Origin of the sequence: Pseudomonas sp. (assembly GCF_002796985.1) — a bacterium.
Lineage (GTDB): Bacteria > Pseudomonadota > Gammaproteobacteria > Pseudomonadales > Pseudomonadaceae > Pseudomonas.
This window is the reverse complement of the sequence record NZ_PEKX01000022.1, coordinates 22,951-45,812: the sequence shown is the minus strand read 5'-3', so window position 1 is coordinate 45,812 and position 22,862 is coordinate 22,951. Positions and strand designations below refer to the sequence as shown.

Annotated in this window: 22 protein-coding genes; 5 read left to right on the top strand and 17 right to left on the bottom strand. The window is 62.7% G+C overall.

Features of this window, described 5'->3' with window-relative positions:
- Window positions 1-69: 69 nt before the first annotated feature.
- Window positions 70-1,443: a pitrilysin family protein gene (locus CTR55_RS25395; RefSeq protein WP_296290454.1), complete on the top strand. Its 1,374-nt coding sequence runs from the start codon at window positions 70-72 to the stop codon at window positions 1,441-1,443.
- A gap of 25 nt (window positions 1,444-1,468) precedes the next feature.
- Here the strand turns inward: CTR55_RS25395 and CTR55_RS25390 are convergent, their stop codons facing one another.
- Both CTR55_RS25390 and CTR55_RS25385 read right to left on the bottom strand, forming a co-directional pair.
- Complete coding sequence (locus CTR55_RS25390) at window positions 1,469-2,020, bottom strand: GNAT family N-acetyltransferase (protein WP_296290453.1); 552 nt, start codon at window positions 2,018-2,020, stop codon at window positions 1,469-1,471.
- A 124-nt stretch (window positions 2,021-2,144) separates the two neighbouring features.
- Entirely contained in the window at window positions 2,145-3,434 is a 1,290-nt protein-coding gene (locus CTR55_RS25385) for an MFS transporter (RefSeq protein WP_296290452.1), read from the bottom strand.
- Between the two features lie 428 nt (window positions 3,435-3,862).
- Here CTR55_RS25385 and CTR55_RS25380 point away from each other — a divergent pair, with 428 nt between their 5' ends.
- A complete protein-coding gene (locus tag CTR55_RS25380) occupies window positions 3,863-4,525 on the top strand; it encodes a S1C family serine protease (RefSeq protein WP_296290451.1) in 663 nt (220 codons plus the stop codon).
- Here the strand turns inward: CTR55_RS25380 and CTR55_RS25375 are convergent.
- The gene (locus CTR55_RS25375) at window positions 4,507-5,736 is read right to left on the bottom strand and encodes a spore maturation protein (RefSeq protein ID WP_296290450.1); all 1,230 of its coding nucleotides are present in this window, start codon (window positions 5,734-5,736) and stop codon (window positions 4,507-4,509) included. The two genes, CTR55_RS25380 and CTR55_RS25375, sit on opposite strands and share 19 nt — an antisense overlap.
- A 108-nt stretch (window positions 5,737-5,844) precedes the next feature.
- Window positions 5,845-7,194 (bottom strand): glutamate/aspartate:proton symporter GltP, encoded by a 1,350-nt coding sequence (gltP, locus tag CTR55_RS25370; protein ID WP_296290449.1) that lies wholly within the window; start codon window positions 7,192-7,194, stop codon window positions 5,845-5,847.
- 678 nt (window positions 7,195-7,872) lie between these two features.
- On the opposite strand from gltP, the gene CTR55_RS25365 reads away from it, so the two are divergent.
- Entirely contained in the window at window positions 7,873-8,532 is a 660-nt protein-coding gene (locus tag CTR55_RS25365; RefSeq protein ID WP_296290448.1) for a DUF3313 domain-containing protein, read from the top strand.
- A 383-nt stretch (window positions 8,533-8,915) separates the two neighbouring features.
- Here the strand turns inward: CTR55_RS25365 and CTR55_RS25360 are convergent, their stop codons facing one another.
- The 3 genes from CTR55_RS25360 to CTR55_RS25350 form a co-directional block, all read right to left on the bottom strand.
- Window positions 8,916-9,077, bottom strand: coding sequence for a DUF1328 domain-containing protein (locus tag CTR55_RS25360; RefSeq protein ID WP_296290447.1), 162 nt, complete (start codon window positions 9,075-9,077; stop codon window positions 8,916-8,918).
- A 153-nt stretch (window positions 9,078-9,230) separates the two neighbouring features.
- On the bottom strand, window positions 9,231-9,524 hold the full coding sequence (locus tag CTR55_RS25355; protein WP_296290446.1) for a hypothetical protein: 294 nt from the start codon (window positions 9,522-9,524) through the stop codon (window positions 9,231-9,233).
- Between the two features lie 352 nt (window positions 9,525-9,876).
- Window positions 9,877-10,731 carry a BON domain-containing protein gene (locus CTR55_RS25350; protein ID WP_296290445.1) on the bottom strand — a complete coding sequence of 285 codons (855 nt, stop codon included), beginning with the start codon at window positions 10,729-10,731 and terminating at the stop codon, window positions 9,877-9,879.
- A 230-nt stretch (window positions 10,732-10,961) separates the two neighbouring features.
- On the opposite strand from CTR55_RS25350, the gene algB reads away from it, so the two are divergent.
- Both algB and CTR55_RS25340 read left to right on the top strand, forming a co-directional pair.
- Window positions 10,962-12,308, top strand: coding sequence for a sigma-54-dependent response regulator transcription factor AlgB (gene algB, locus CTR55_RS25345; RefSeq protein ID WP_296290444.1), 1,347 nt, complete (start codon window positions 10,962-10,964; stop codon window positions 12,306-12,308).
- Complete coding sequence (locus CTR55_RS25340) at window positions 12,305-14,098, top strand: ATP-binding protein (RefSeq protein WP_296290443.1); 1,794 nt, start codon at window positions 12,305-12,307, stop codon at window positions 14,096-14,098. The genes algB and CTR55_RS25340 overlap by 4 nt, the downstream gene beginning before the upstream one ends.
- On the opposite strand, the gene CTR55_RS25335 is transcribed toward CTR55_RS25340, so the two are convergent.
- The 10 genes from CTR55_RS25335 to atpE form a co-directional block, all read right to left on the bottom strand.
- Window positions 14,095-14,877, bottom strand: a complete 783-nt coding sequence (locus CTR55_RS25335; RefSeq protein ID WP_296290442.1) for an N-acetylmuramoyl-L-alanine amidase — start codon at window positions 14,875-14,877, stop codon at window positions 14,095-14,097. The two genes, CTR55_RS25340 and CTR55_RS25335, sit on opposite strands and share 4 nt — an antisense overlap.
- Before the next feature lie 22 nt (window positions 14,878-14,899).
- Window positions 14,900-15,487 carry a MarC family protein gene (locus CTR55_RS25330; protein WP_296290441.1) on the bottom strand — a complete coding sequence of 196 codons (588 nt, stop codon included), beginning with the start codon at window positions 15,485-15,487 and terminating at the stop codon, window positions 14,900-14,902.
- Between the two features lie 119 nt (window positions 15,488-15,606).
- Window positions 15,607-16,974 carry a bifunctional UDP-N-acetylglucosamine diphosphorylase/glucosamine-1-phosphate N-acetyltransferase GlmU gene (gene glmU, locus CTR55_RS25325; RefSeq protein WP_296290440.1) on the bottom strand — a complete coding sequence of 456 codons (1,368 nt, stop codon included), beginning with the start codon at window positions 16,972-16,974 and terminating at the stop codon, window positions 15,607-15,609.
- Between the two features lie 112 nt (window positions 16,975-17,086).
- Window positions 17,087-17,512, bottom strand: a complete 426-nt coding sequence (locus CTR55_RS25320; RefSeq protein WP_296290439.1) for a F0F1 ATP synthase subunit epsilon — start codon at window positions 17,510-17,512, stop codon at window positions 17,087-17,089.
- A gap of 40 nt (window positions 17,513-17,552) precedes the next feature.
- The gene (gene atpD, locus CTR55_RS25315; protein WP_296290438.1) at window positions 17,553-18,929 is read right to left on the bottom strand and encodes a F0F1 ATP synthase subunit beta; all 1,377 of its coding nucleotides are present in this window, start codon (window positions 18,927-18,929) and stop codon (window positions 17,553-17,555) included.
- 30 nt (window positions 18,930-18,959) lie between these two features.
- The gene (atpG, locus tag CTR55_RS25310) at window positions 18,960-19,820 is read right to left on the bottom strand and encodes a F0F1 ATP synthase subunit gamma (protein WP_296290437.1); all 861 of its coding nucleotides are present in this window, start codon (window positions 19,818-19,820) and stop codon (window positions 18,960-18,962) included.
- 52 nt (window positions 19,821-19,872) lie between these two features.
- A complete protein-coding gene (gene atpA, locus CTR55_RS25305; RefSeq protein WP_296290435.1) occupies window positions 19,873-21,417 on the bottom strand; it encodes a F0F1 ATP synthase subunit alpha in 1,545 nt (514 codons plus the stop codon).
- 18 nt (window positions 21,418-21,435) lie between these two features.
- Window positions 21,436-21,972, bottom strand: coding sequence for a F0F1 ATP synthase subunit delta (locus CTR55_RS25300; protein ID WP_296290434.1), 537 nt, complete (start codon window positions 21,970-21,972; stop codon window positions 21,436-21,438).
- A gap of 12 nt (window positions 21,973-21,984) precedes the next feature.
- Complete coding sequence (locus CTR55_RS25295; protein WP_296290431.1) at window positions 21,985-22,455, bottom strand: F0F1 ATP synthase subunit B; 471 nt, start codon at window positions 22,453-22,455, stop codon at window positions 21,985-21,987.
- Window positions 22,456-22,507: 52 nt separating this feature from the next.
- Window positions 22,508-22,765 (bottom strand): F0F1 ATP synthase subunit C, encoded by a 258-nt coding sequence (atpE, locus tag CTR55_RS25290; RefSeq protein ID WP_003457994.1) that lies wholly within the window; start codon window positions 22,763-22,765, stop codon window positions 22,508-22,510.
- Between the last annotated feature and the right edge of the window lie 97 nt (window positions 22,766-22,862).

Sequence of the window (22,862 nt, the reverse complement as noted above, 5' to 3'; positions counted from 1 at the left end):
GGTTGAACACGGTGGGTTCGCGCCGGCCAATCCGTTATCCTCACGGCTTTGCGTTCAGGCACACCGCTCATGCGTTGGTTGTTCGTCCCCCTGTTGTCCCTGCTGCTCAGCGCCTGGTCCCATGCGGACCAGCGCCAGACGGTCGAGGCCTATCAGCTGGAGAACGGTATGGGGGTGCTGTTCAAGCCCACTCGCGAGAAGGGCCATGTGTCGATCCGGCTGATCGTCGGCGTCGGCTTCAGCGACTTCAGCTGCCGTGACCGGCAGCTCCCGCACCTGATGGAACACCTGTTCTTCAGCGGCCTGGATGGCGGCGACGAGGCCGACCTGGAAGCGCGCATGCAGGCGCTGGGCGGCCAGTGGAACGCCTACACCAGCGAGGGTGATACCGCCTTCGTGGTCGAATCTCCCGCCGCGACCCAGCGCCAGGTGCTGGACCTGCTGCTGGAGATCATCACCCGTACCCAGCTCGACGCCGGCAAGATCGACTCCGCCAAGCAGGTGCTGGTGCGCGAGGACGGCGGCCACTACTCGCACCTGCAGCGCTGGCTGGACCACCAGAACGTCAGCCGCGCCGGGCAGGAACAGTTGGCGGTGGAACTGGGGCTGTCCTGCCCTGAGCGCGCACCTGTGGATAACCTCACCCAGGCCCAGCTGGAGCAACTGCGCAAGGACTGGTACGTCCCCAGCAACATGACCCTGATCATCGTCGGTGACCTCGATCCGCGCCTGCCGGTGTACCTGAGCCGCACCTATGGCGGCCTGGTCGACCACGACACACCGGAACGCCGCGACCTGCCTAAGATGAAGAGCTCCGCAGAGCGCCAACGCAGCCTGACCACCGGCCTGTTCGGCGAAAGCGCGGTACTGCACTGGATTTTCCTCGAGCCGGAAGGCGCTGACGGCGCCACGCTGGACCTGTTGCAGGCGTACCTGAACGACGCGCTGTATTCGGAACTGCGCGTTCACCGCGAGCTTTCCTACGGCCCCTGGAGCGAGCGTACGGCGTGGGCCAACCAGGGATTCATCAGCCTTAACGCCGATGTCGAGCGGGAAGACCAGGAGACAGCCCGGAAGGCACTGCAGGGCCTGGTGGACAAGATCCGTCACGACGGCCTGGACGCACAACGATTCGCCCGTATCCAGCGTGTGGCGCGTGCACAGCTGGCCTGGAGCACACCGGGCAATTCGACGCTGGCGGACTATTACTGGGGTGCGCTGGCGGACTTCGACGACGGCAAATTCCCGGACGAGGACAAGCGTCTGGCGAAGGTCAGCCTGGCCCACGCCAATGATGTCGCGAAGCAATTGTTCAAGGACGAGGGGTATCTGCGCATCGAGAAGCCGCTGCTGGATGACGACATGGTCTATCCGCTGGCGGCGCTGGGCGCCTTGATGCTGGCTGTCTTGCTGGGGTTGGCGCTGTGGCGCCGACGGGGCTGAAACCCCGTCGGCGCGTCTTCAGGCTTCAGAGCGCGAGGCGGCGGATCACCTGGCAGGAATCGTCTGGGTCGACCTGGGCGCGGAAGCCCAGGTCGCGCGCCATGTCACGCATGTCACGGTCCATGGACGAGTCGATCGAATACATCTGGTGGAAACCGTTGCGTTTGGCCACGTCGATCAAATGGCGCATCAGCGCGAGGCCCAGGCCCAACTGCTTGAACTCGTCGGCGACGGTCACCGCGCATTCGCACTGCTGGTTATCCACAGCCGCGTAACGGCTGATACCCACTTCGCGCAGTTCACCATCCACATGGGTCAGCGCAATGAAGGCCATGGTGGTCTGGTAGTCCACATCCATCAGGCGATCGAGCAGGCTATCGTCGATCTTCACCTCACCGTGGAAGCGGAACTTGCGGGTCATGGGGGACAGGCGCTCGAGGAACAGGCGTTCGCGCTCGCGATCTTCCGAGCGCAACGGGCGGATCAGCACATGGCTGCCGTCATCAAGGGTTTCTATCCAGTGATCGGCGCCGACAGCCCCGAGGGCTGCGAGCTCGGCTGTGGTGTGGGTGATCATGACGCGTTCTCCGCTGGCGAAGAGGGATTGGGATGACCCTATCCTTCTCCCGCGGGTGCCGGGCGAGCCTGACTTAAGTCAATGCCGCCCGGAACCATGCTGGGGCAGAACGTCGCAGCCCGCCTCAGGCGCTGGCGGCCAGGGCTCCGGCGCCTGCACGGGCGCCCTTGCGGAACAGCACCAGGGTGGCGAGCAGACCGAGCGCCGCCGCACCGCTGAGCCAGATGCCCGGCGCGGCCTTGTTGTCCAGGGTGTGGATAAGCCAGGTGCAAACCGCCGGGGTGAAGCCGCCGAAAGTCGCGGTCGCCAGGCTGTAGGCCAGGGAGAAGCCGGTGGTGCGGACATCCGCCGGCATGATCTCGGTGAGCGCGACGACCATGGCGCCGTTGTAGCTGCCGTAGAGGAAGGACAGCCACAGCTCCACCTCCAGCAGGCGCGCGAAGCTTGGCTCGGCCACCAGCCAGGAGAGCATCGGATAGGCAGTGACCAGCGCCAGCACGGTAGCCGCCAGCAGCAGCGGCTTGCGCCCGATGCGGTCGGACACGGCGCCCATCAGCGGCAGCCAGATGAAGTTGGACAGGCCCACACACATGGTGACCAGCAGGCTGTCGAAGTCCGACAGGTGCAGTTCGTTCTTGCCGAAGGTCGGGGTGTAGGCGGTGATCAGGTAGAAGGACACGGTGGTCATCACCACCAGGGCGGTACCGGCCAGTACCAGTCCGAGGTTCTGGCCGATGGAGCGCAGCACCTGGCCCAGGGTCGGACGATGCTTGCGCTGCTGGAACTCGGCGGTTTCCTCCAGCGAGCGGCGGATGATGAACAGCGCCGGGACGATCAGGCAGCCAACAAAGAAGGGCACACGCCAGCCCCACTCGCCCATGTCCTGCGGAGTGAGCCAGTGGTTGAGGATGACGCCCAGGAGACCGGCGAAGACCACCGCGACCTGTTGGCTCGCTGACTGCCAACTGACGAAAAAGCCGCGCTTGCCGGGGGTGGCGATTTCCGCGAGGTAGACCGAAACGCCGCCCAGCTCCACGCCAGCAGAGAAACCTTGCAGCAGCCGGCCGAGCAGCACCAGCAGGGGCGCTGCAACACCCAGCGTGCCGTAGCCGGGGACGAAGGCGATCAGCAGCGTGCCCATGGCCATCAGGCCGAGGGTGATGATCAGGCCCTGGCGACGACCGTGACGGTCGATGTAGGCGCCGAGGAAGATGGCACCCAGCGGGCGCATCAGGAAGCCGGCGCCGAAGGTCGCCAGCGACAGCATCAGGGAGGCGAAGGGGTCGTCGCCGGGAAAGAAGGTCTTGGCAATGGCGGTGGCGTAGAAGCCATACACCATGAAGTCATACATCTCGAGGAAGTTGCCACTTACCACGCGGAAGACGGCTTTGGCTTTGGAGTTGTTCGAGGCCATAAGAACATCACTCAGGGCTGATACACGGGGGACTTCCCAGAAGGGAAATCGATGATCCCCATCCACGGCAGGCAGCCCCTGGATGGGTGACTTATTTGTAACCCTATGTGTAAAAGACTCGGCCCGACAATCGGAAAATGCCTGAAAGGCCCATATTTACTGAAATTGAAAGCTTGGTGAAAGCTTCGATGCCGTTCGTCTGGAGGTCGCATTTGGCGATCAACTTCTCACTTATCTAAATATATTAAAATTAATAGAGAAGTTGTTTGACTCCTTCTCGACTTACTTTCCTACACAATTAACTGTAGGAAACTTTCATCATTCAAGATAATTCCCGATGAAATATCGCAAGTAAGAATCTTATTTTTATATAAGAAATTTCCCTGATTAGAAGTTAGCTTTTCCCACAAAAAAGGGAGAGCTTTCACATGAAGAATCTGTGGGGAATTTTGATGCTGGTTTCCCTGGCCGGCTGCAACGGCTGGGTCTCACCGGAAACCGATGGCCGCCTGACGAAACGCTACTTCACGGTACTTTCCGGCCCGCCGATTCCCGGCCTGGTCGTCGCCTCGGCGGTGCAATGGAATGCCGACTACGCCGTGACCGCCGCCCACACGCCATTCCTCCGCCACCAGGCCTACCGCTGCAGTACCGGCTGTGACCTGCTGTTCATTGCCCACAAGGCCGATGGCGCGCTGCCGCAATGGCGGCAGTTCCGCGCGGGCGAGGCGGTGACGGCGCTGGGCAGCAGCTCACTGCTGATCCCGATGAGCGCCACCGGCAAGGTCTGGCCAGTCCCTTTCGTCGATGACGGCTCCGCCAGCGGCGAACGCTATGGCGTGCACGATGCGGCCATCGCCAAGGGCATGTCTGGCGGGCCGCTGATCGCCAGCGATGGCAGCGTGCTGGGGATCAACATCGGCTTCCAGGCGGGTTTCCGGCCGCCGGCAAACCGCCCGGAACTGGCCGGCATGTCACGCCTGAGCGTGTTCGTGCCCTACAGCGTGATCCAGCGCGAGTGGCTGCTGTTCCAGGCGCAGGCGGCGCACAAGGCCGCCCACGGCAAGAACCTTCAGGCGAAGAACCAGTAGCAGACGCCAATCGACGCCAGCACGCCGCACAGGTCGGCCAGCAGCGCACAGCCCACGGCATGGCGGGCGCGCTGGATACCGACGGCGCCGAAGTACACGGCGAGCACGTAGAAGGTGGTCTCGGTGCTGCCCTGCACGGTGGCCGCCACCAGCGCGGGGAAGCTGTCCACGCCATGGGATTGCATGGTTTCCAGCAGCATCGCCCGCGCCGCGCTGCCGGAGAACGGCTTGACCAGCGCGGTGGGCAGCGCATCGACGAAGCGGGTGTCCCAGCCTGCCCCTTCGACCACCCAGCGGATGCCGTCCAGCGCCATCTCCAGGGCACCCGAGGCGCGCAGCACGCCGACCGCGCAGAGCATCGCCACCAGGTACGGCAGCAGGCTCTTGGCGACGTCGAAGCCTTCCTTCGCGCCTTCGACGAAGGTTTCGTACACCGGCACCTTCTTCAGCCAGCCGACGATGAGGAACAGCATGATGATGCCGAACAGCGTCAGGTTGCCCAGCAACGAGGACAGCTGCGCCAGCGCGGTGGCGGACAGCCCCGCCAGCAGCGCCATGAAGGCGCCCAGCGCCAGCGCGCCCGGAATCAGGTACGCGAGCACCACCGGGTCCCACAGGCGCAGGCGCTGCATCACTGCCACGCTGAGCAAACCCACCAGCGTGGAGGCGCTGGTGGCCAGCAGGATTGGCAGGAACACCAGGGTCGGGTCCACCGCGCCCTGCTGGGCGCGGTACATGAAGATGGTCACCGGCAGCAGGGTCAGCGACGAGGCGTTGAGCACCAGGAAGAGGATCTGCGCGTTGCTCGCGGTGGTGCTGCTGGGGTTGAGCTCCTGCAGCGCCTTCATGGCCTTGAGGCCGATGGGGGTGGCGGCGTTGTCCAGGCCGAGGCCGTTGGCGGCGAAGTTCAGGGTAATCAGGCCGATGGCCGGGTGGCCGGCGGGTACTTCGGGCATCAGGCGGCGAAACAGCGGGCCAAGCAGCACGGCAAGCTTCTCCACCAGGCCGGCCTTCTCGGCGATGCGCAGGAAGCCCAGCCACAGGGTCAGGGTGCCGAACAGCAGCACCATGACTTCGACCGACAGCTTGGCCATGGCGAACAGGCTTTCCACCATGGCGGCGAACACGGTGGCCTCGCCACCCAGCAGCCAGCGGGAAAGCGCGGTGACCGCCGCGACGATGAAAAAGCCCAGCCACAGGCCGTTGAGCATGCGATGTCCCCCTTGGAATGGCCGCGATGATAGCGGCAGCGGTGCCTCCGACGCCAGAAACGACAAGGCCCCGGACGGTGCCGGGGCCTTGTGGATAACCCTTGCGGGTCAGTGAGCGACGGGGCTTTGCTTGCCGTCCGGGCTTTCCCCTTCAAGGAATGCTTCGACACGACCGTTGCGCATGGCTTCCCAATAGCGGGCGCCCTTCTGCGCGTCGTACACGCCTTCCCACTTGGAGATCACCAGCACGGCCAGCGCGTTGCCAATCACGTTCAGCGCGGTGCGCGCCATGTCCATGATGCGGTCGACACCAGCGATGAAGGCCAGGCCTTCCAGCGGAATGCCCACGCTGCCCAGGGTCGCCAGCAGCACCACGAAGGAAACCCCCGGTACGCCGGCGATGCCCTTGGAGGTGACCATCAGGGTCAGCACCAGCATCAGTTGCTGGCCGATGGACAGGTCGATGCCATAGAGCTGGGCGATGAAGATCGCCGCGATGCTCTGGTACAGGGTCGAGCCATCTAGGTTGAACGAGTAGCCGGTGGGCACCACGAAGCTGCTCACCGCCTTGGGCGCGCCATACGCCTCCATCTTCTCGATGATGCGCGGCAGCACGGTCTCGGAGCTGGCGGTGGAATAGGCCAGGACCAACTCGTCTTTGAAGATGCGCATCAGCTTGATGATCGAGAAGCCGAACAGGCGCGCCACCAGGCCGAGCACCATGAAGGCGAAGAAGGCGATGGCGAAGTACACCAGCACCACCAGCTTGGCCAGCGGCAGCAGCGAGGCGAAGCCGAAATTGGCGACCGTCACGGCAATCAGCGCGAACACGCCGATGGGGGCGTAGCGCATGATCATGTGGGTGACGCGGAACATGGCCTCGGCCACGCCCTGGAACATCGTCACCAGCGGCTCGCGGGTCTGCGCCGGCAGCGAGGAAAGCCCCAGGCCGAACATCACCGAGAAGAAGATGATCGGCAGCATCTCGCCGCGGGCCATGGCCGCGAAGATGTTCGACGGGATCAGGTTGAGAATGGTCTCGATGAACGCGTGGTGGTGCTCGACTTCCTTGGCGGTCTGCGCGTACTGGGAGATATCCACAGTGCCCAGGGTGCTCATGTCGATGCCGGCGCCGGGCTGGAAGATATTCGCCAGCAGCAGGCCGACCACGATGGCGACGGTGGTGATGATTTCAAAATAGAGAATGGTCTTCAGGCCGATGCGGCCGAGTTTCTTCGCGTCCCCCATGCCGGCGATGCCGACGATGAGCGAGGAGATGACGATCGGGACCACGATCATCTTGATCAGGCGGATGAAGATGTCGCCCGCCGGCTGGAGGATATTACTGATCCACCAGGCCTTTTCCGCGCTGAAGTGGTTGAGCGCGGCGCCCAGTGCGATTCCGAGTACCAGGCCGATGAGGATCTGCCAGGCGAGGCTAAGCTTGGCTCTGCCCATAGTGAGTCACCCTTGATTCTTGTGGAAGTCGGGGTCGCCAAACCATCGGGATACCGACGGCCAGCGAAAAAGGGGGCGCATGATTCCGACCCCCCCCTTCCCCGTCTAATGCCGGAAACGCCTACCCCATGCACAATCGGCATGGGAAATGGCATCTGAAACCTTGGTTCCAGGTCGTTCGACCCTTGATTTTCTGCATGACACAGATTCCTCAACGCCTGTCACGCAGCGCTCTACAAAGCCGTCTAGGCTTGGTGAAAATTGGCCGTCAATGGCCTGGATCGAGCGGATGGAAAGCCTGGGACACGAGGGTCGCGGCTTCTTGTTACCGGATGTACGGTCGCGCTGAGGAAACCGTCATGGATGGCCGGGGGCGAGCTAAGGGCCCTTCGGCTGCAAGGCTGGCGGGAATGCGGGTGCTGTGGATAAGTCACCGGATTCCGCTCTTCATTGTTGCGGTCGCAGCTCCTCGGAAGGCCGAAGTAAATCGACCGACGAGAATCGGCGAGTGATTGTAAGACCTTTCAACGACACTCCGAATTGACTGACGTCAGTGAAGTTCAACCGGCTTCGAGCGAGCGTGCGGATACCCTGCCGCCGCCGCAGCAGCCGGGTAAGCAACGGGTTGTTCAATGTGGTGAAAGCACAACGCGGTGACACTCTGAATAAGGACGCTCCATGACGCGACGCTACGTAGTACCCACCCTGCTCTTCGCCACCGCCCTGGCGCTGGCCGGCTGTTCCAGCCAGAAACCGGATGCCTCGCAGTATTCGGGCTTCCTCGGCGACTATTCGCACCTCAAACCAGCCACTTCGCCCAGCGGCCAACCCGTGCTGCGCTGGGTCGACCCGAACCTGAAATTGCAGAACTACAGCTCGGTACTGGTCGAGCGGCCGGTGTATTACCCGCCGCCCAAGCCCACCGAGAACATCGACCAGAAGACCCTCAACGAAATCCCCGACTACCTCAAGCAGCAGGTCGAACTGCAACTCGGTAGCCGCTACCGCATCGTCCAGCAGGCCGACCGGGACACCCTGGTGCTGCGTACCGCGATTACCGGGGTGAACATCTCCACCGAGGGCCTGAAAGCCTATGAGGTGATCCCGATTGCGCTGGTGGTGGCGGCAACGACCACGGCGGTCGGCACTCGTGACCAGGACACCGAGGTCTACGTGGAATTCGAGGCGCTGGATGGCGCGACCAGCAAACCGGTCGCCCAGGTGGTGCGCAAGGGCGCGGGCAAGACACTGGAGAACACCAGCACCCACTTGTCCCTCGCGGATCTGAAACCGGTGCTCGATGGCTGGGCGCGCGACGCGGCCAACTTCAAGCCCTGATCGACTGCGCTATGAAATGAGGCGCTCCGGAGCCTGCGCGAGAATCCCGCGCCGGCTCCGCAGGCTTTTTTGCCTGACCCGGCCCGCTGCTGCGGAGGTACCCCCTGTACCCCGGGGTCACTCAGGACCTGAAGCATCCCGAACAGCCCGGCCCCCTGGCCCTGCGTAGGCCTTCTGGCTACGCGAATCTCTTGCAGCCGCTCTCTGCGTCGGTACCCGTTCGGATCGCGCTTGAGCGGATCATCCAGGATCCGTTTGACCCCTTCGCCCGCCTCGTCGGCCAGGGCCTGGGTCCCTGCGACGAACAGAAGAGCCGACAGCGGCCGGTTGCGGTAGAGCTCTCCATGACGCTCCTGGTTCGACTTCTTCCGGCCAGGAGGACGTCAACCTCGCCGACGGCCCATGAAGAACGACACGATGAACAGCACCAGGAAAATGACGAACAGGATCTTGGCGATACTGGTAGCGGTGCCGGCGATACCACCGAAGCCCAGGACCGCAGCGATGATGGCGATGATCAGGAATGTCAGTGCCCAGCTAAGCATGGGGGTATCTCCTCTTCTCGTTGTCGGTTCGGCACCGCTTCGGGTGCCTGCTCCAGAGTGATCACAAGTCAGTCTCCGGAAGGGGTGTCCGCCCGGGCGCATCCGGGCACTGCGGACCTGTCGGACAGACCTGGAGCCTGCCAGCGAATCAATTCAGAACACCCAGCCGCCTTGCGCACGCGCCATCGGCTGAACCTGGGCCTGAGTCTGCGGGGCTGCCAGTACCTGCGCCTGGTTACGGGCAGGCTGTGGATAACGCGAGGCTTCACGGTAAAGGCCGGGAGAGCTGGGGGCGCCCAGGACATAGGTGACCGGCGCGCTGGAGGCCTGAGAGACCGGCATCGGCAGTTGCACCTGGCTGACCAGCAGCAGGGCGGCGGCGAAGAAGATCCGGCTCCACCCATCGATACAAGCGACTTGCACTGGGCTGTAGGTTCCGCTGTTCATGCCGTTTCTCCTGCCCGTCGCCGGCCTGTCTGTCGAACCCGGGGAACGCTTCCCCCGGCCTCTGGGTTCTCACCGTCGCGAGTGGTCTTGTTCACTGCCTTGCAAGGGGAATTGCACGCCGCGTGCCAGGCGGATAAATCTATTTTTCCCTTTTAAATCAATAAATTGAATTTTTCGCAAACACCTCTCTCTGCCGCATCCTGCACGATGGGTCGGGATAGTTCGTGCTTTTTGCAATCCCGGCTTCCAGCATCTTCTGCGCCCCGCGAGCCCATCACTTCTGCGAGTGCTTGAGCTGGCTCATTGGGTCGTGCAGGTCATGACCTCCACTCCGCTGGGAAGGGCAGGAAAGTCAGGCGGCCTGGCCGGCCACCTTCAGCGCGGTAGCGTCCACCGCATGCACACCGCGGGTCTTGCGTGCGGAATCGATCAGTTGCTGGCGCTCGTCGGCGTTGGGCACCTGCCCACTCAAGGTCACCACGCCATCTCGGGTGGAAACGCCGATGGAAAGGCCTTGCAGCGCGTGGACGGCGAGGATGCCGGCCTTGATCTGGCTGGTGATCCAGGCGTCGCTGACAGCAGCCTGGGCATCGCCGACGGACTTCTCGAGTTTCTGTGTGGAGGCGGCGTCCGGATCGACCTTCAGGCGGTTATCCACAGCAGTGACGCCCTCGGTCTGAGCCGCCAGGTGCGCGGCTTGCTGGCTGGCCTCGTCGCTGGCCGCCGTGCCTTCCAGGGTAATGGCCCCCGCGCGGCTGGTGACCTTGATGTCCAGACCTTCGCCGCGCTTTTCCAGCAGCAACTTGGATTTCACCCTGGCCGCCAGCGTGGCGTCATCCCAACGCTGCACGACTCCTGCGTCCGTGGCGGCGTCGGCCTTCTGCGTGTCCGCTAGAGAGGCGTCCACACCCAACTGGTTATCCACAGCCGTAATGCCTTCGACGCTGCCGGCGATCTGCCCGGCCAGCGCCTTCTGCTCTTCGCTGGCCACGGCGCCGGTCAACTGCGCGCGGCCGTTCTCCACATCGACCTTGATCGTGTAGGGCTTGAGTTCGCGGTTGAGGTTGATGGCCGTCCAGATCGAACCTTCCTGGCGTGCTTCGGCGAGCTGCGCGGAAAGCCCAGCCTCGGCGGCATGGCTGGCAAAAGGCTGCAAAGCGAGCAGCGCGGTACTCAGGACCAGGGCGAGGATCTTCGGGGTAGGCATGGCGGTCTCCGTCAAACGATGGTGCGAAATTAGATTCGCAAGCGCCGTTTCAGTGCGTTTTTGTGGATAAAAATCTTGTAATTCAATGTGTTGAATCGCCTGTGAATAACTCTGGCCTGTGCACCCTGCCCGAGGAATAAGAAAGATTCTTGCAACTTGCACGAAAATCCTTGGACTAAGAAAAATCGCACAACCAACAACAGCGAATCACACAACGAGGACATTGCTGAATGGACGCAACGCCTGAACGGCAAGGCCGGATCCTGCTGGTCGATGACGAGTCCGCCATCCTGCGCTCTTTCCGCTACTGCCTGGAGGACGAGGGCTACAGCGTGGCCACCGCCAGCAGTGCGCAGCAATCCGAGAACCTGTTGCAGCACCAGGTGTTCGACCTGTGCTTCCTCGACCTGCGCCTGGGCGATGACAACGGCCTGGACGTGCTGGCGCAAATGCGCGTGCAGGCACCCTGGATGCGCGTGGTGATAGTCACCGCGCATTCGGCGGTCGACACCGCCGTGGACGCCATGCAGGCAGGCGCCGCCGATTATCTGGTCAAGCCCTGCAGCCCTGACCAACTGCGCCTGGCCGCAGCCAAGCAACTGGAAGTACGCCAGCTCACCGCCCGCATCGAGGCGCTGGAAGGCGAGGTGCGCAAGCAGGGCGATGTGCTGGAGTCCCACAGCCCGGCCATGGCCGCCGTGCTGGAGACGGCGCGCCAGGTGGCCGCCACCGACGCCAACATCCTCATCCTCGGCGAGTCCGGCTCCGGCAAGGGTGAGCTGGCCCGGGCGATCCACGGTTGGAGCAAGCGGGCGAAGAAGTCCTGCGTGACCATCAACTGCCCTTCCCTGTCTGCCGAGTTGATGGAGAGCGAACTGTTCGGCCACAGCCGTGGTGCCTTCACTGGCGCCACCGAGAACACCCTCGGGCGCATCAGCCAGGCGGATGGCGGCACGTTGTTCCTCGACGAGATCGGCGATTTTCCCCTCATCCTGCAGCCAAAACTGCTGCGCTTTATCCAGGACAAGGAGTACGAGCGGATCGGCGACCCGGTCACCCGCAATGCCGATGTACGCATCCTCGCCGCCACCAACCGCGACCTTGCCGGCATGGTCGCCCAGGGCACTTTCCGCGAAGACCTGCTCTACCGTCTGAATGTCATCGTGCTGAATCTGCCGCCGCTGCGGGAACGCGTCGAGGACATCCTCGGACTGGCCGAACGCTTCCTCGCCCGTTTCGTGAAGGAGTATGGTCGCCCTGCCCGTGGATTCACCGAAGAAGCCCGCGCGCTACTGCGCCGCTATAACTGGCCGGGGAACGTGCGAGAACTGCGCAATGTGATCGAACGCGCGAGCATCATTTGCAATATTGAGCTTATCGGAGTCGAACAGCTCGCCATTGGCGAACAGGCCACCAGCTCCGCACCGCGCATTGGCGAGGCAATGAGCCTGGAAGAGCTGGAGAAAGCCCACATCGCCGCGGTGATGGCCTCCAGCGCCACGCTCGACCAGGCGGCCAAGACCCTGGGAATCGATGCTTCCACCCTCTATCGCAAGCGCAAACAGTACAGCCTATGAACCTGCCGATCCCGATGACGCTGCGCACGAGGCTGTTCCTCAGCATCTCGGCGCTCATCACGGTAGCGCTACTGGGGCTGCTGCTCGGGCTGTTCAGTGTGGTGCTGACTGGCCGCGAGCAGGCCCAACTGATCCAACGCAACTTCGACGCCATCGAGGTCAGCCAGCGCCTGCGTCAGGCGCTGGGCGACGAACTGGAACAGGTACTCAGCGCCCGGCCCAACCTGGAACATCTCGAACGGGCCCGCACGCACTTCGCCCAGGCACTCGACCAGGGGCGCGCGCTGGCGCGCACCAGCGGCGAACGCCAGGCCATGACGCAAATCGCCGATGCCCATCGATTGTTTGTCGAGGCGAGCGACACGACCGGCCCGGGACGCCCGGCATTACTGGAGGACAGCGATCTCAGCCGCACCCTCGACGTCTTGCGCAACCGCCTGCTGTCGCTGCACCAGGGCGCGATGGAAAACATCAGCACCGATGAGCGCTCGGCCCGTGATCGCCCCCTGCTGATCAGCGGCCTGCTCGGCCTGATCGGCATCGCCATCCTGGTGGTCGGCTTCATCACCGCGCACAGCATCGCCCGCCGCTTCGGCGCCCCTATCGAGACGCTGGCCAAGGCGGCGGACAAAATCGGCCAGGGCGATTTCGACGTCACCCTGCCCGTCTCCGGCATCGCCGAAATGTCCTCCCTGAGCCGCCGCTTCGGCCTGATGGCGGAAGCGTTACGCCTCTATCGAGCGAGCAATACCGAGGCGCTGGGCTCGGGCCGCAAGCGTCTGCTGGCGGTACTCGACAGCATCGACGACGGCCTGGTGATCCTCGACCGTCACGGCCGCATCGAGCATGCCAACCCGGTCGCTACCCGCCAGTTGTTTTCCCAAAGCGACCCACTGGGCCAGGAGTTGGGCACCCTACTGAACAACCCGGAGCTGACTCAGGCGGTCCAGCGCGTCCTGAACGGCAACCTGCTGGAAGAAACTCCGCAAGACCTGGTGGTGGAAGTGGGCGGTGAGACTCGACTGCTGACCTGGGGCATGTCGCCGGTCAGCCATGACGACGGTCGTAACATCGGTGCAGTGATGGTAGTGCGCGACGTCACCGAGCAGCGCGCCTTCGAGCGCGTGCGCAATGACTTCGTACTGCGCGCATCCCACGAGCTTCGCACTCCCATGACCGGTATGCACATGGCCTTCGGCCTGCTCGCCGAGCGGCTGACGTTCCCCGAGGAATCCCGCGAGCGGGATCTGGTGCGCACCGTGGACGAGGAGATGCACCGCCTGGTACGGCTGATCAACGACCTGCTGAATTTCTCCCGATACCAGAGCGGCACCCAGAAGCTGGAGCTGCAGCTGTGCGATGTGGGCGATCTGCTGCGCCAGGCGAACCAGCGCTTTGCCGGTCCCGCAGAGCGCAAGCGTATTGAGCTCGAACTGGAGATTGCTGACGGTCTGCCACCCATCAATATCGACCGCACGCAGATTGAGCGCGTGCTGGATAACCTGATCGGCAACGCACTGCGCCACACCCCCGAAGGCGGCACGATCCGGCTGCAGGCGCACTGCCAGGAGGAGCGCGTGGTGATTGCCGTGGAAGACAGCGGCGACGGCATCCCGCTCAGCCAGCAAGGGCGCATCTTCGAGCCCTTCGTGCAGGTGGGCCGCAAGAAAGGCGGTGTCGGACTCGGCCTGGCGCTCTGCCGGGAAATCGTGCAGTTGCACGGCGGGCGCATCGTCCTGCGTTCGCAACAGGGCAAGGGCTCGCGCTTCTATCTGTTGCTACCGCTTTAAGAGGTCGGCACCGCCAGCAGCAGCGCGGCGGTTTCCAGGTCGGGTTCGCCATCGAAGCGGTCGGGGCGGAAGCGCATCTGGAAGGCCGCGATGACGTTGCGGGTCTCCTCATCCATGACCCCATCGAGCGGCACCGCGTAACCGTGGCGCGCCAACTGCTGCTGGAACCACCCCGGCGCCGGCAACTGGCCATTCAGCTCGGCCAGGCGACGCGCCAGCTCGCCCGGCTTCGGCCAGGGGATCAGGCCTGCCTCGGCCAGCTTCTTCCAGGGGAACAACGGCCCCGGATCGACCTTGCGCTGCGGGGCAATATCACTGTGCCCGAGGATATGTTCCGGAGTGATGCCCTGACGCTGGGTGATGTCTCGCAGCAGGGCAATCAATGCATCGATCTGGGCATCCGGATACGGATACCAGATCTTCCCGCTCGGGGTATCACGGTACCCGGGGTTCACCAGTTCAATACCGATGGAGGTTGAATTCAGCCAGGTACGACCCTGCCATTCGCTGGCACCGGCGTGCCAGGCGCGGCGGTTCTCGTCCACCAGCTGGTAGATGGTCGCCGGGTTGTCGCCAATCAGGTAGTGCGCACTCACTTCGCCATGAGTCAGCAGCGCCAGCGAGCGCGGCAGGTCGGCCGAGGTGTAGTGGACGATGACGTACTGGATACGGCTGTCCTGGTTCTTCGACACATGCTCGCGATTGATCTGCAGGCCTTTGTCGGCACAGCCGGCTAGCAGTGTGGTGAGGAGCGCAAAAGTCAGGACACGCAGGATCATGGCGGTTCTCAAGGAGAGAGCATCAGGCGGCGATATGCAGGAAGCTGCGCACGTTCTGCAGGAGCATGTTCACGCTGAGCATAATCAGCAGCATGCCGGCCAGACGCTCAACGGCCATCAGCCCACGCGGACCGAGGAAGCGTTGCAGGTAAGACGCCTGCAGCAGGATGAAGGCAGTCGCCGCCCACGCCAGGATCACCGCCAGGTAAAGCTCCCACAAGGGACCAGTGTAGGTGCTGCGCAGGGTGATCAGCATCGCCAGCGCGGACGGCCCCGCCACCGCCGGCGTGGCCAGCGGCACGAACAACGGTTCGTTGTCCGGCATGTCGCCCAGCACGCCCTGAGCCGTTGGGAAGATCAGGCGCATGGCGACCACGAAGAGGATGATGCCGCCGGCGATGCCGGTCGCCTCCTTGGACAGCCCCAGCCCGGTGAGGATGTGCTCGCCCAGGGTAAGGAACAGTAGCAAAAGGCCCAGGGCGAACAGCAGTTCGCGCAGCGCTACTTTCAGACGGCGTTCGGCAGGCACGGATTTGAGGGCGGCCAGGAAAACCGCGATGTTGCCGAACGGATCGGTGATCAGAAAGATCAGGATGGCGACGCCAAGCATGACCGGGAAACTCCAGCGAGAACGAGCCGCCTAGCAGATCGCGGGGACGGCTTGTGAGTAACCAAAAAAACAAATCGCCCTGTGGATAAAAACTTACCCACAGGGCGACTTTTTGTGTATCAGGATTTCTTGATCTTTTCCGGGCGCTTCCAGCCCTCGATCACCCGTTGCTTGGCGCGACCGACGCCAAGGGTATCGGCCGGAAGGTCAGCGGTGATAGTAGACCCCGCGCCAGTCGTGGCCCCGGTTCCGATATCCACAGGCGCCACCAGCGAGTTGTTGGAGCCGATGAAAACGTCCTCGCCAATGGTGGTGCGCCACTTGTTCGCGCCATCGTAATTGCAGGTAATGGTTCCCGCGCCGATGTTGGTCCGCGCACCGACTTCGCTGTCGCCCAGGTAGGTCAGGTGGCCGACCTTCACGCCGTCCTGCAGATGGGCATTCTTCAGCTCGACAAAGTTACCCACATGCACCTTGCGCTCCAGCACGCTGCCCGGGCGCAGGCGGGCGAACGGGCCCACGTCGCTGTCCGGGCCGACATGTGCACCTTCCAGGTGCGAGTTGGCCTTGATGATCGCGCCGCGGCGCAGGGTGCTGTTCTTGATGTAGCAATTCGGACCAATCTGCACGTCGTCCTCGATCTCCACCTGACCTTCGAGGATCACGTTGATATCGATGCTGACGTCGCGGCCAACGCTGACTTCGCCACGCACATCGAAGCGCGCCGGGTCGATCAGGGTTACGCCCTGGGCCATCAGGCGGCGCGCCACGCGCAGCTGGAAGAAGCGCTCCAGCTCGGAGAGTTGCAGGCGGTCGTTGGCGCCCTGGGTTTCCATCGCCACCTGGGGTTGGGCGGTGGCTACGCGCAGGCCGTCACCGACTGCCATGGCAATAACGTCGGTGAGGTAGTACTCGCCCTGGGCGTTGGCGTTGGACAGGCGCGAGAGCCAGCCCAGCAGGCGCTCGCGCGGTGCGGCGAGGATGCCGGTATTGCCTTCGCGGATGGCGCGTTGCTCAGGGGAGGCGTCCTTCTGCTCGACGATGGCCTGAACATCGCCAGCGCCATCGCGAATGATCCGCCCATAGCCGGTCGGATCGTCCAGTTCGACGGTCAGCAGCGCCAGCTGCTCCGGCGTGGCCTGGGCCATCAGCCGCTCCAGGGTCGGCGGCTCGATCAGCGGCACATCGCCGTAGAGGATCAGTACTTTGTCCGCACTCAGGAACGGAGCGGCCTGCGCCACAGCGTGGCCAGTACCCAGTTGTTGTTCCTGGATCACGAAATTCAGGTCATCCGCCTGCAGGCGCTCGCGCACCAGGTCTGCACCATGGCCGATCACGACATGAATACGCGACGGGCCAAGGCCACGTGCGGTATCGATCACATGGGCGAGCATCGGTTTGCCAGCGACCGGGTGCAGGACTTTCGGCAGGGCCGAGCGCATGCGCGTGCCCTGGCCAGCAGCGAGGATGACGATTTCAAGAGACATGGATGAGGGACCGTCCTGGTGAGCGGGGAAACCCCGGGTGTAGAAAAAGAAAAAGGGTAGCCAAGGCTACCCTTTTCCTAATTTTCGCTAAAGCCCGAGGGCTTCACGCGGATCAGCCGCCGAACTTCTTGCGAACCTGCTGGACCGTGCGCAGTTGCGCTGCGGCTTCGGCCAGGCGGGCTGCGGCGGAGCTGTAGTCGAACTCTGCACCTTTACCTTGCAGAGCCTTCTCAGCTTCCTTCAGTGCGGTCTGGGCAGCCGCTTCGTCGAGGTCGCTTGCACGAATCACGGTGTCGGCGAGAACCTTGACCATGTTCGGCTGTACTTCGAGGAAGCCACCGGAGATGTAGTACACCTCCTGCTCGCCACCCTGCTTCACAAGGCGGATCGGGCCCGGCTTGAGCTCGGTGATCAGCGGCGCGTGGCCCGGAGCGATACCCAGATCACCCAGAGCGCCGTGCGCTACGACCAGCTCTACCAGACCGGAGAAGATCTCCGCTTCGGCGCTGACGATGTCGCAGTGGACAGTAATAGCCATACCCTTGCCTCACGTAAGCGCCCGTTGCCGGGCGCACGGATTACAGCTTCTTCGCTTTCTCGATGGCTTCTTCGATGCCGCCGACCATGTAGAACGCCTGCTCGGGCAGGTGGTCGTAGTCGCCGTTGAGGATGCCTTTGAAGCCAGCGATGGTGTCCTTCAGGGAGACGTATTTGCCCGGCGAGCCGGTGAATACTTCAGCCACGAAGAACGGCTGGGACAGGAAGCGCTGGATCTTACGAGCACGGGCCACCAGCAGTTTGTCGGACTCGGACAGTTCGTCCATGCCGAGAATCGCGATGATGTCCTTCAGCTCCTTGTAGCGTTGCAGAACGTACTGCACGCCACGAGCGGTGTCGTAGTGTTCCTGGCCGATGACCAGCGGGTCCAGCTGACGGGAAGTCGAGTCCAGCGGGTCGACGGCCGGGTAGATACCCAGCGAGGCGATGTCACGGGACAGTACGACGGTGGCGTCAAGGTGGGCGAAGGTGGTCGCCGGGCTCGGGTCGGTCAGGTCGTCCGCGGGAACGTAGACGGCCTGGATCGAGGTGATCGAGCCTTTCTTGGTGGAGGTGATGCGCTCCTGCAGAACGCCCATCTCTTCGGCCAGGGTCGGCTGGTAACCTACTGCGGAAGGCATACGGCCCAGCAGTGCGGATACTTCGGTACCGGCGAGGGTGTAACGGTAGATGTTGTCAATGAACAGCAGTACGTCACGGCCTTCGTCACGGAACTTCTCGGCCATGGTCAGGCCGGTCAGTGCAACGCGCAGACGGTTGCCCGGCGGCTCGTTCATCTGGCCGTAAACCAGGGCTACCTTGTCCAGTACGCCCGAATCCTTCATCTCGTGGTAGAAGTCGTTACCCTCACGAGTACGCTCACCCACACCAGCGAACACAGAGTAACCGCTGTGCTCCATGGCGATGTTACGGATCAGTTCCATCATGTTTACGGTCTTGCCGACACCGGCACCACCGAACAGACCGACTTTACCGCCCTTGGCGAACGGGCAGACCAGGTCGATAACCTTGATGCCGGTTTCCAGCAGGTCGTTGCCGCCAGCCTGGTCAGCGTAGGACGGAGCGTCGCGGTGAATACCCCAGCGCTCTTCTTCGCCGATGGGGCCGGCTTCGTCGATCGGGTTGCCCAGCACGTCCATGATACGGCCCAGGGTCTTGGTGCCGACCGGGACGGAGATGGCTGCGCCAGTGCTTTCCACGTTCAGGCCACGCTTGAGGCCTTCGGTGGAACCCATCGCAATGGAACGAACCACGCCGTCGCCCAGCTGCTGCTGAACTTCCAGGGTGGTTTCGACGCCCTGAACTTTCAGGGCCTCGTAGATGCTCGGCACGGCATCGCGCGGGAATTCCACGTCGATCACGGCGCCGATGATTTGAACGATACGTCCGCTACTCATGTCTGGTTCCTCTGAATTTTGAACCTGTTCTTACACCGCGGCAGCGCCGCCGACGATTTCCGAGATTTCCTGGGTGATCGCCGCCTGACGTGCCTTGTTGTAGATCAGCTGCAAACCACTGATCAGATCACCGGCGTTGTCGGTAGCGTTCTTCATTGCAATCATCCGGGCCGCCTGCTCACAGGCGTTGTTCTCAACCACGGCCTGGTACACCTGGGATTCCACGTAGCGCACCAGCAGGCCATCGAGGAGGGCCTTGGCGTCGGGTTCGTAGAGGTAGTCCCAGTGGTGCTTCAGCTCGGCATTGTCCTCGGCCACCAGCGGAATCAGCTGTTCCACGGTCGGCTTCTGGGTCATGGTGTTGACGAACTTGTTGGAAACCACGTACAGACGATCGATACGACCATCCAGGTAGGCATCCAGCATGACCTTGACGCTGCCGATCAGATCGTTGATCGACGGCTCTTCGCCCAGGTGGCTGATAGCTGCAACTACGTTGCCGCCATAGCTCTTGAAGAAGGATGCACCCTTGGAGCCGATCACGCAGAGGTCGATTTCCGCGCCATGATCGCGCTGCCCGCTCATGTCCTTGACCAGAGCCTTGAACAGGTTGATGTTCAGGCCGCCGGCCAGGCCACGGTCGGAGCTCACCACGATGTAGCCGACGCGCTTGACTTCACGCTCGACCATGAACGGGTGACGGTATTCCGGGTTGGCGTTGGCCAGATGGCCGATCACCTGGCGAATGCGCTCCGCGTAGGGACGGCCGGCCGCCATGCGCATTTGTGCCTTGCGCATCTTGCTCACCGCCACCTTTTCCATGGCATTGGTGATTTTTTGCGTGCTTTTGATGCTCGCAATCTTGCTGCGAATCTCTTTTGCGCCTGCCATTTCACACCTATCGGTTTAGCAGGCGGGGGCCGTCACCGACCCCCGCTGCGGCTTACCAGGTTTGGGTGGCCTTGAACTTCTCGATGCCGGCTTTGATGCCTGCGTCGATTTCGTCGTTGAAGTCACCCTTCTCGTTGATCTTCGCCAGCAGAGCGGCGTTCTCACGTTGGAAGTAAGCGATCAACGCTTGTTCGAAGGCGCCCACCTTGGCGATCTCGACGTCCTGCAGGAAGCCACGCTCGGCGGCATACAGGGACAGCGACATCTCGGCGATGGACATCGGCGCGTATTGCTTCTGCTTCATCAGCTCGGTAACGCGCTGACCATGTTCCAGCTGCTTGCGGGTCGCGTCGTCCAGGTCCGAAGCGAACTGGGCGAAGGCCGCCAGTTCACGGTACTGGGCCAGCGCGGTACGGATACCGCCGGACAGCTTCTTGATGATCTTGGTCTGGGCCGCGCCACCCACACGGGATACCGAGATACCGGCGTTGACGGCCGGACGGATACCCGAGTTGAACATGGCCGATTCCAGGAAGATCTGACCGTCGGTGATGGAGATCACGTTGGTCGGAACGAACGCGGAAACGTCGCCAGCCTGGGTTTCGATGATCGGCAGGGCGGTCAGGGAACCGGTCTTGCCTTTCACTTCACCGTTGGTGAACTTCTCTACGTACTCTTCGGAAACGCGGGAAGCGCGCTCCAGCAGACGGCTGTGGAGATAGAACACGTCGCCCGGATAAGCTTCGCGGCCCGGCGGACGGCGCAGCAGCAGGGAGATCTGGCGGTAGGCTACGGCCTGCTTGGACAGGTCGTCGTACACGATCAGGGCGTCTTCACCGCGATCGCGGAAGTATTCGCCCATGGTGCAGCCGGAGTACGGAGCCAGGTATTGCAGAGCGGCGGATTCCGAAGCACTGGCAACCACCACGATGGTGTTGGCCAGGGCGCCGTTTTCTTCCAGCTTGCGTACGACGTTGGCGATGGTCGATTGCTTCTGACCAATGGCTACGTAGACGCAACGGATGCCGCTGTTCTTCTGGTTGATGATGGCATCGATCGCCAGAGCGGATTTACCGATCTGACGGTCACCGATGATCAGCTCGCGCTGGCCACGGCCAACCGGGATCATGGCGTCGACCGACTTGTAACCGGTCTGCACCGGCTGGTCTACCGACTTACGCCAGATCACGCCCGGCGCCACTTTCTCGACTGCGTCGGTCAGCTTGGCGTCGATCGGGCCTTTGCCATCGATCGGGTTACCCAGGGCGTCGACAACGCGACCCAGCAGTTCCGGACCAACCGGGACTTCCAGGATGCGGCCGGTGCACTTGGCATTCATGCCTTCTTTGAGGTCCTGGTATTCACCCAGTACCACAGCACCGACGGAGTCTTGCTCCAGGTTCAGCGCCATACCGTAGACGCCGCCCGGGAATTCGATCATCTCGCCGTACATGACGTCGGCCAGACCGAAGATGCGCACGATGCCGTCGGAAACACTGACGATGGTGCCTTCGTTGCGCGCTTGCGAGGCGACGTCGAGTTTCTCGATGCGCCCCTTGATGATTTCACTAATTTCGGAAGGATTGAGTTGCTGCATGCCGCTGCCCCTTCAAACTCAAGATTTCAACGCTTCGGCCAGTTTCGCGAGCTTGCCGCGCACCGAGCCATCGATTACCAAGTCACCGGCGCGAATAACCACGCCGCCGATCAGGCTCGCGTCTTCCGACGCATGTAGTCGCACTTCACGACTGAGCCGGGCGCTGAGGGCCTTGGCGAGTTTGTCTTGCTGTTGCTGATCCAGGGCGAAGGCACTGGTGACCTCGACCTCGACCAGTTGTTCCTGCTCGGCCTTGAGTTGCTCGAACATCTCGAAGATGGTCGGCAACAGGTCGAGCCGCTTGTTTTCAGCCACAGTCCGGACGAAGTTCTGGGCCGGAGCATTGAGCTTGTCGCCACACACGTCGATCAGCGCGTCAGCCTTGGCTGCGGCGGTCAGCTGGGGCTCTTTGAGCAGCTGGCGCACGGTGTCGTCCCGCGACACTGCAGCCAGCACACCCAGAGCAGCGGACCAATCGGCCAATTGCTGATGAGCCTGGGCGTACTCGAAAGCCGCCTTCGCGTATGGACGAGCCAATGTGGTCAGTTCTGCCATATCGCCCTCTGCTTAGATCTCGGCGGCCAGTTGATCAACCAGCTGCTTTTGCGCGTTGGCATCGATCGAAGCACCCAGGATCTTCTCGGCGCCGGAGACAGCCAGGGCACCCACTTGGGCACGCAGGGCGTCTTTGACGCTGTTGAGTTCCTGTTCGATCTGGGCCTTGGCCTGAGCAACCATACGGTCGCCTTCGGTGCGGGCCTGCTCGCGGGCTTCGTCAACGATCTGGTTAGCGCTCTTCTTCGCCTGCTCGATGATCTCGGCTGCCTGAGCCTTGGCTTCGCGCAGTTGCTGACCCGCTTTCTCGTGAGCCAGTTCCAGGTCACGAGCCGCGCGGTTAGCAGCGTCCAGGCCGTCGGCGATCTTCTTCTGACGCTCGTGCAGAGCCGCGATGACCGGAGGCCATACGAACTTCATGCAGAACAGGACGAAGATGGCGAACGCGATGGCCTGGCCGATCAGAGTTGCATTAATGTTCACGCCAATACCTCGCTCGTTCGTTGTTCAGTCACAGATTTCCGCTGCGCGGAAATTACTGGGCAACCTGAGCAATGAACGGGTTAGCGAAGGTGAAGAACAGAGCGATACCAACACCGATCATGGTCACGGCGTCGAGCAGACCGGCGACGATGAACATTTTCACCTGCAGCATCGGTACCATTTCCGGCTGGCGAGCAGCGCCTTCCAGGAACTTGCCGCCCAGCAGGCCGAAGCCAATGGCGGTGCCCAGAGCGCCCAGACCGATCAGCAGAGCAACGGCGATAGCAGTGAGTCCAACTACAGTTTCCATTTTTCCTCCCGACTTTTTTGTCGTGTTGGTTAAAGGTGAAGCAAGTTAAGGTGGTGAAACTCTTCTTTCACCCCCTCCGATGAAGGAGAGGGCGTAC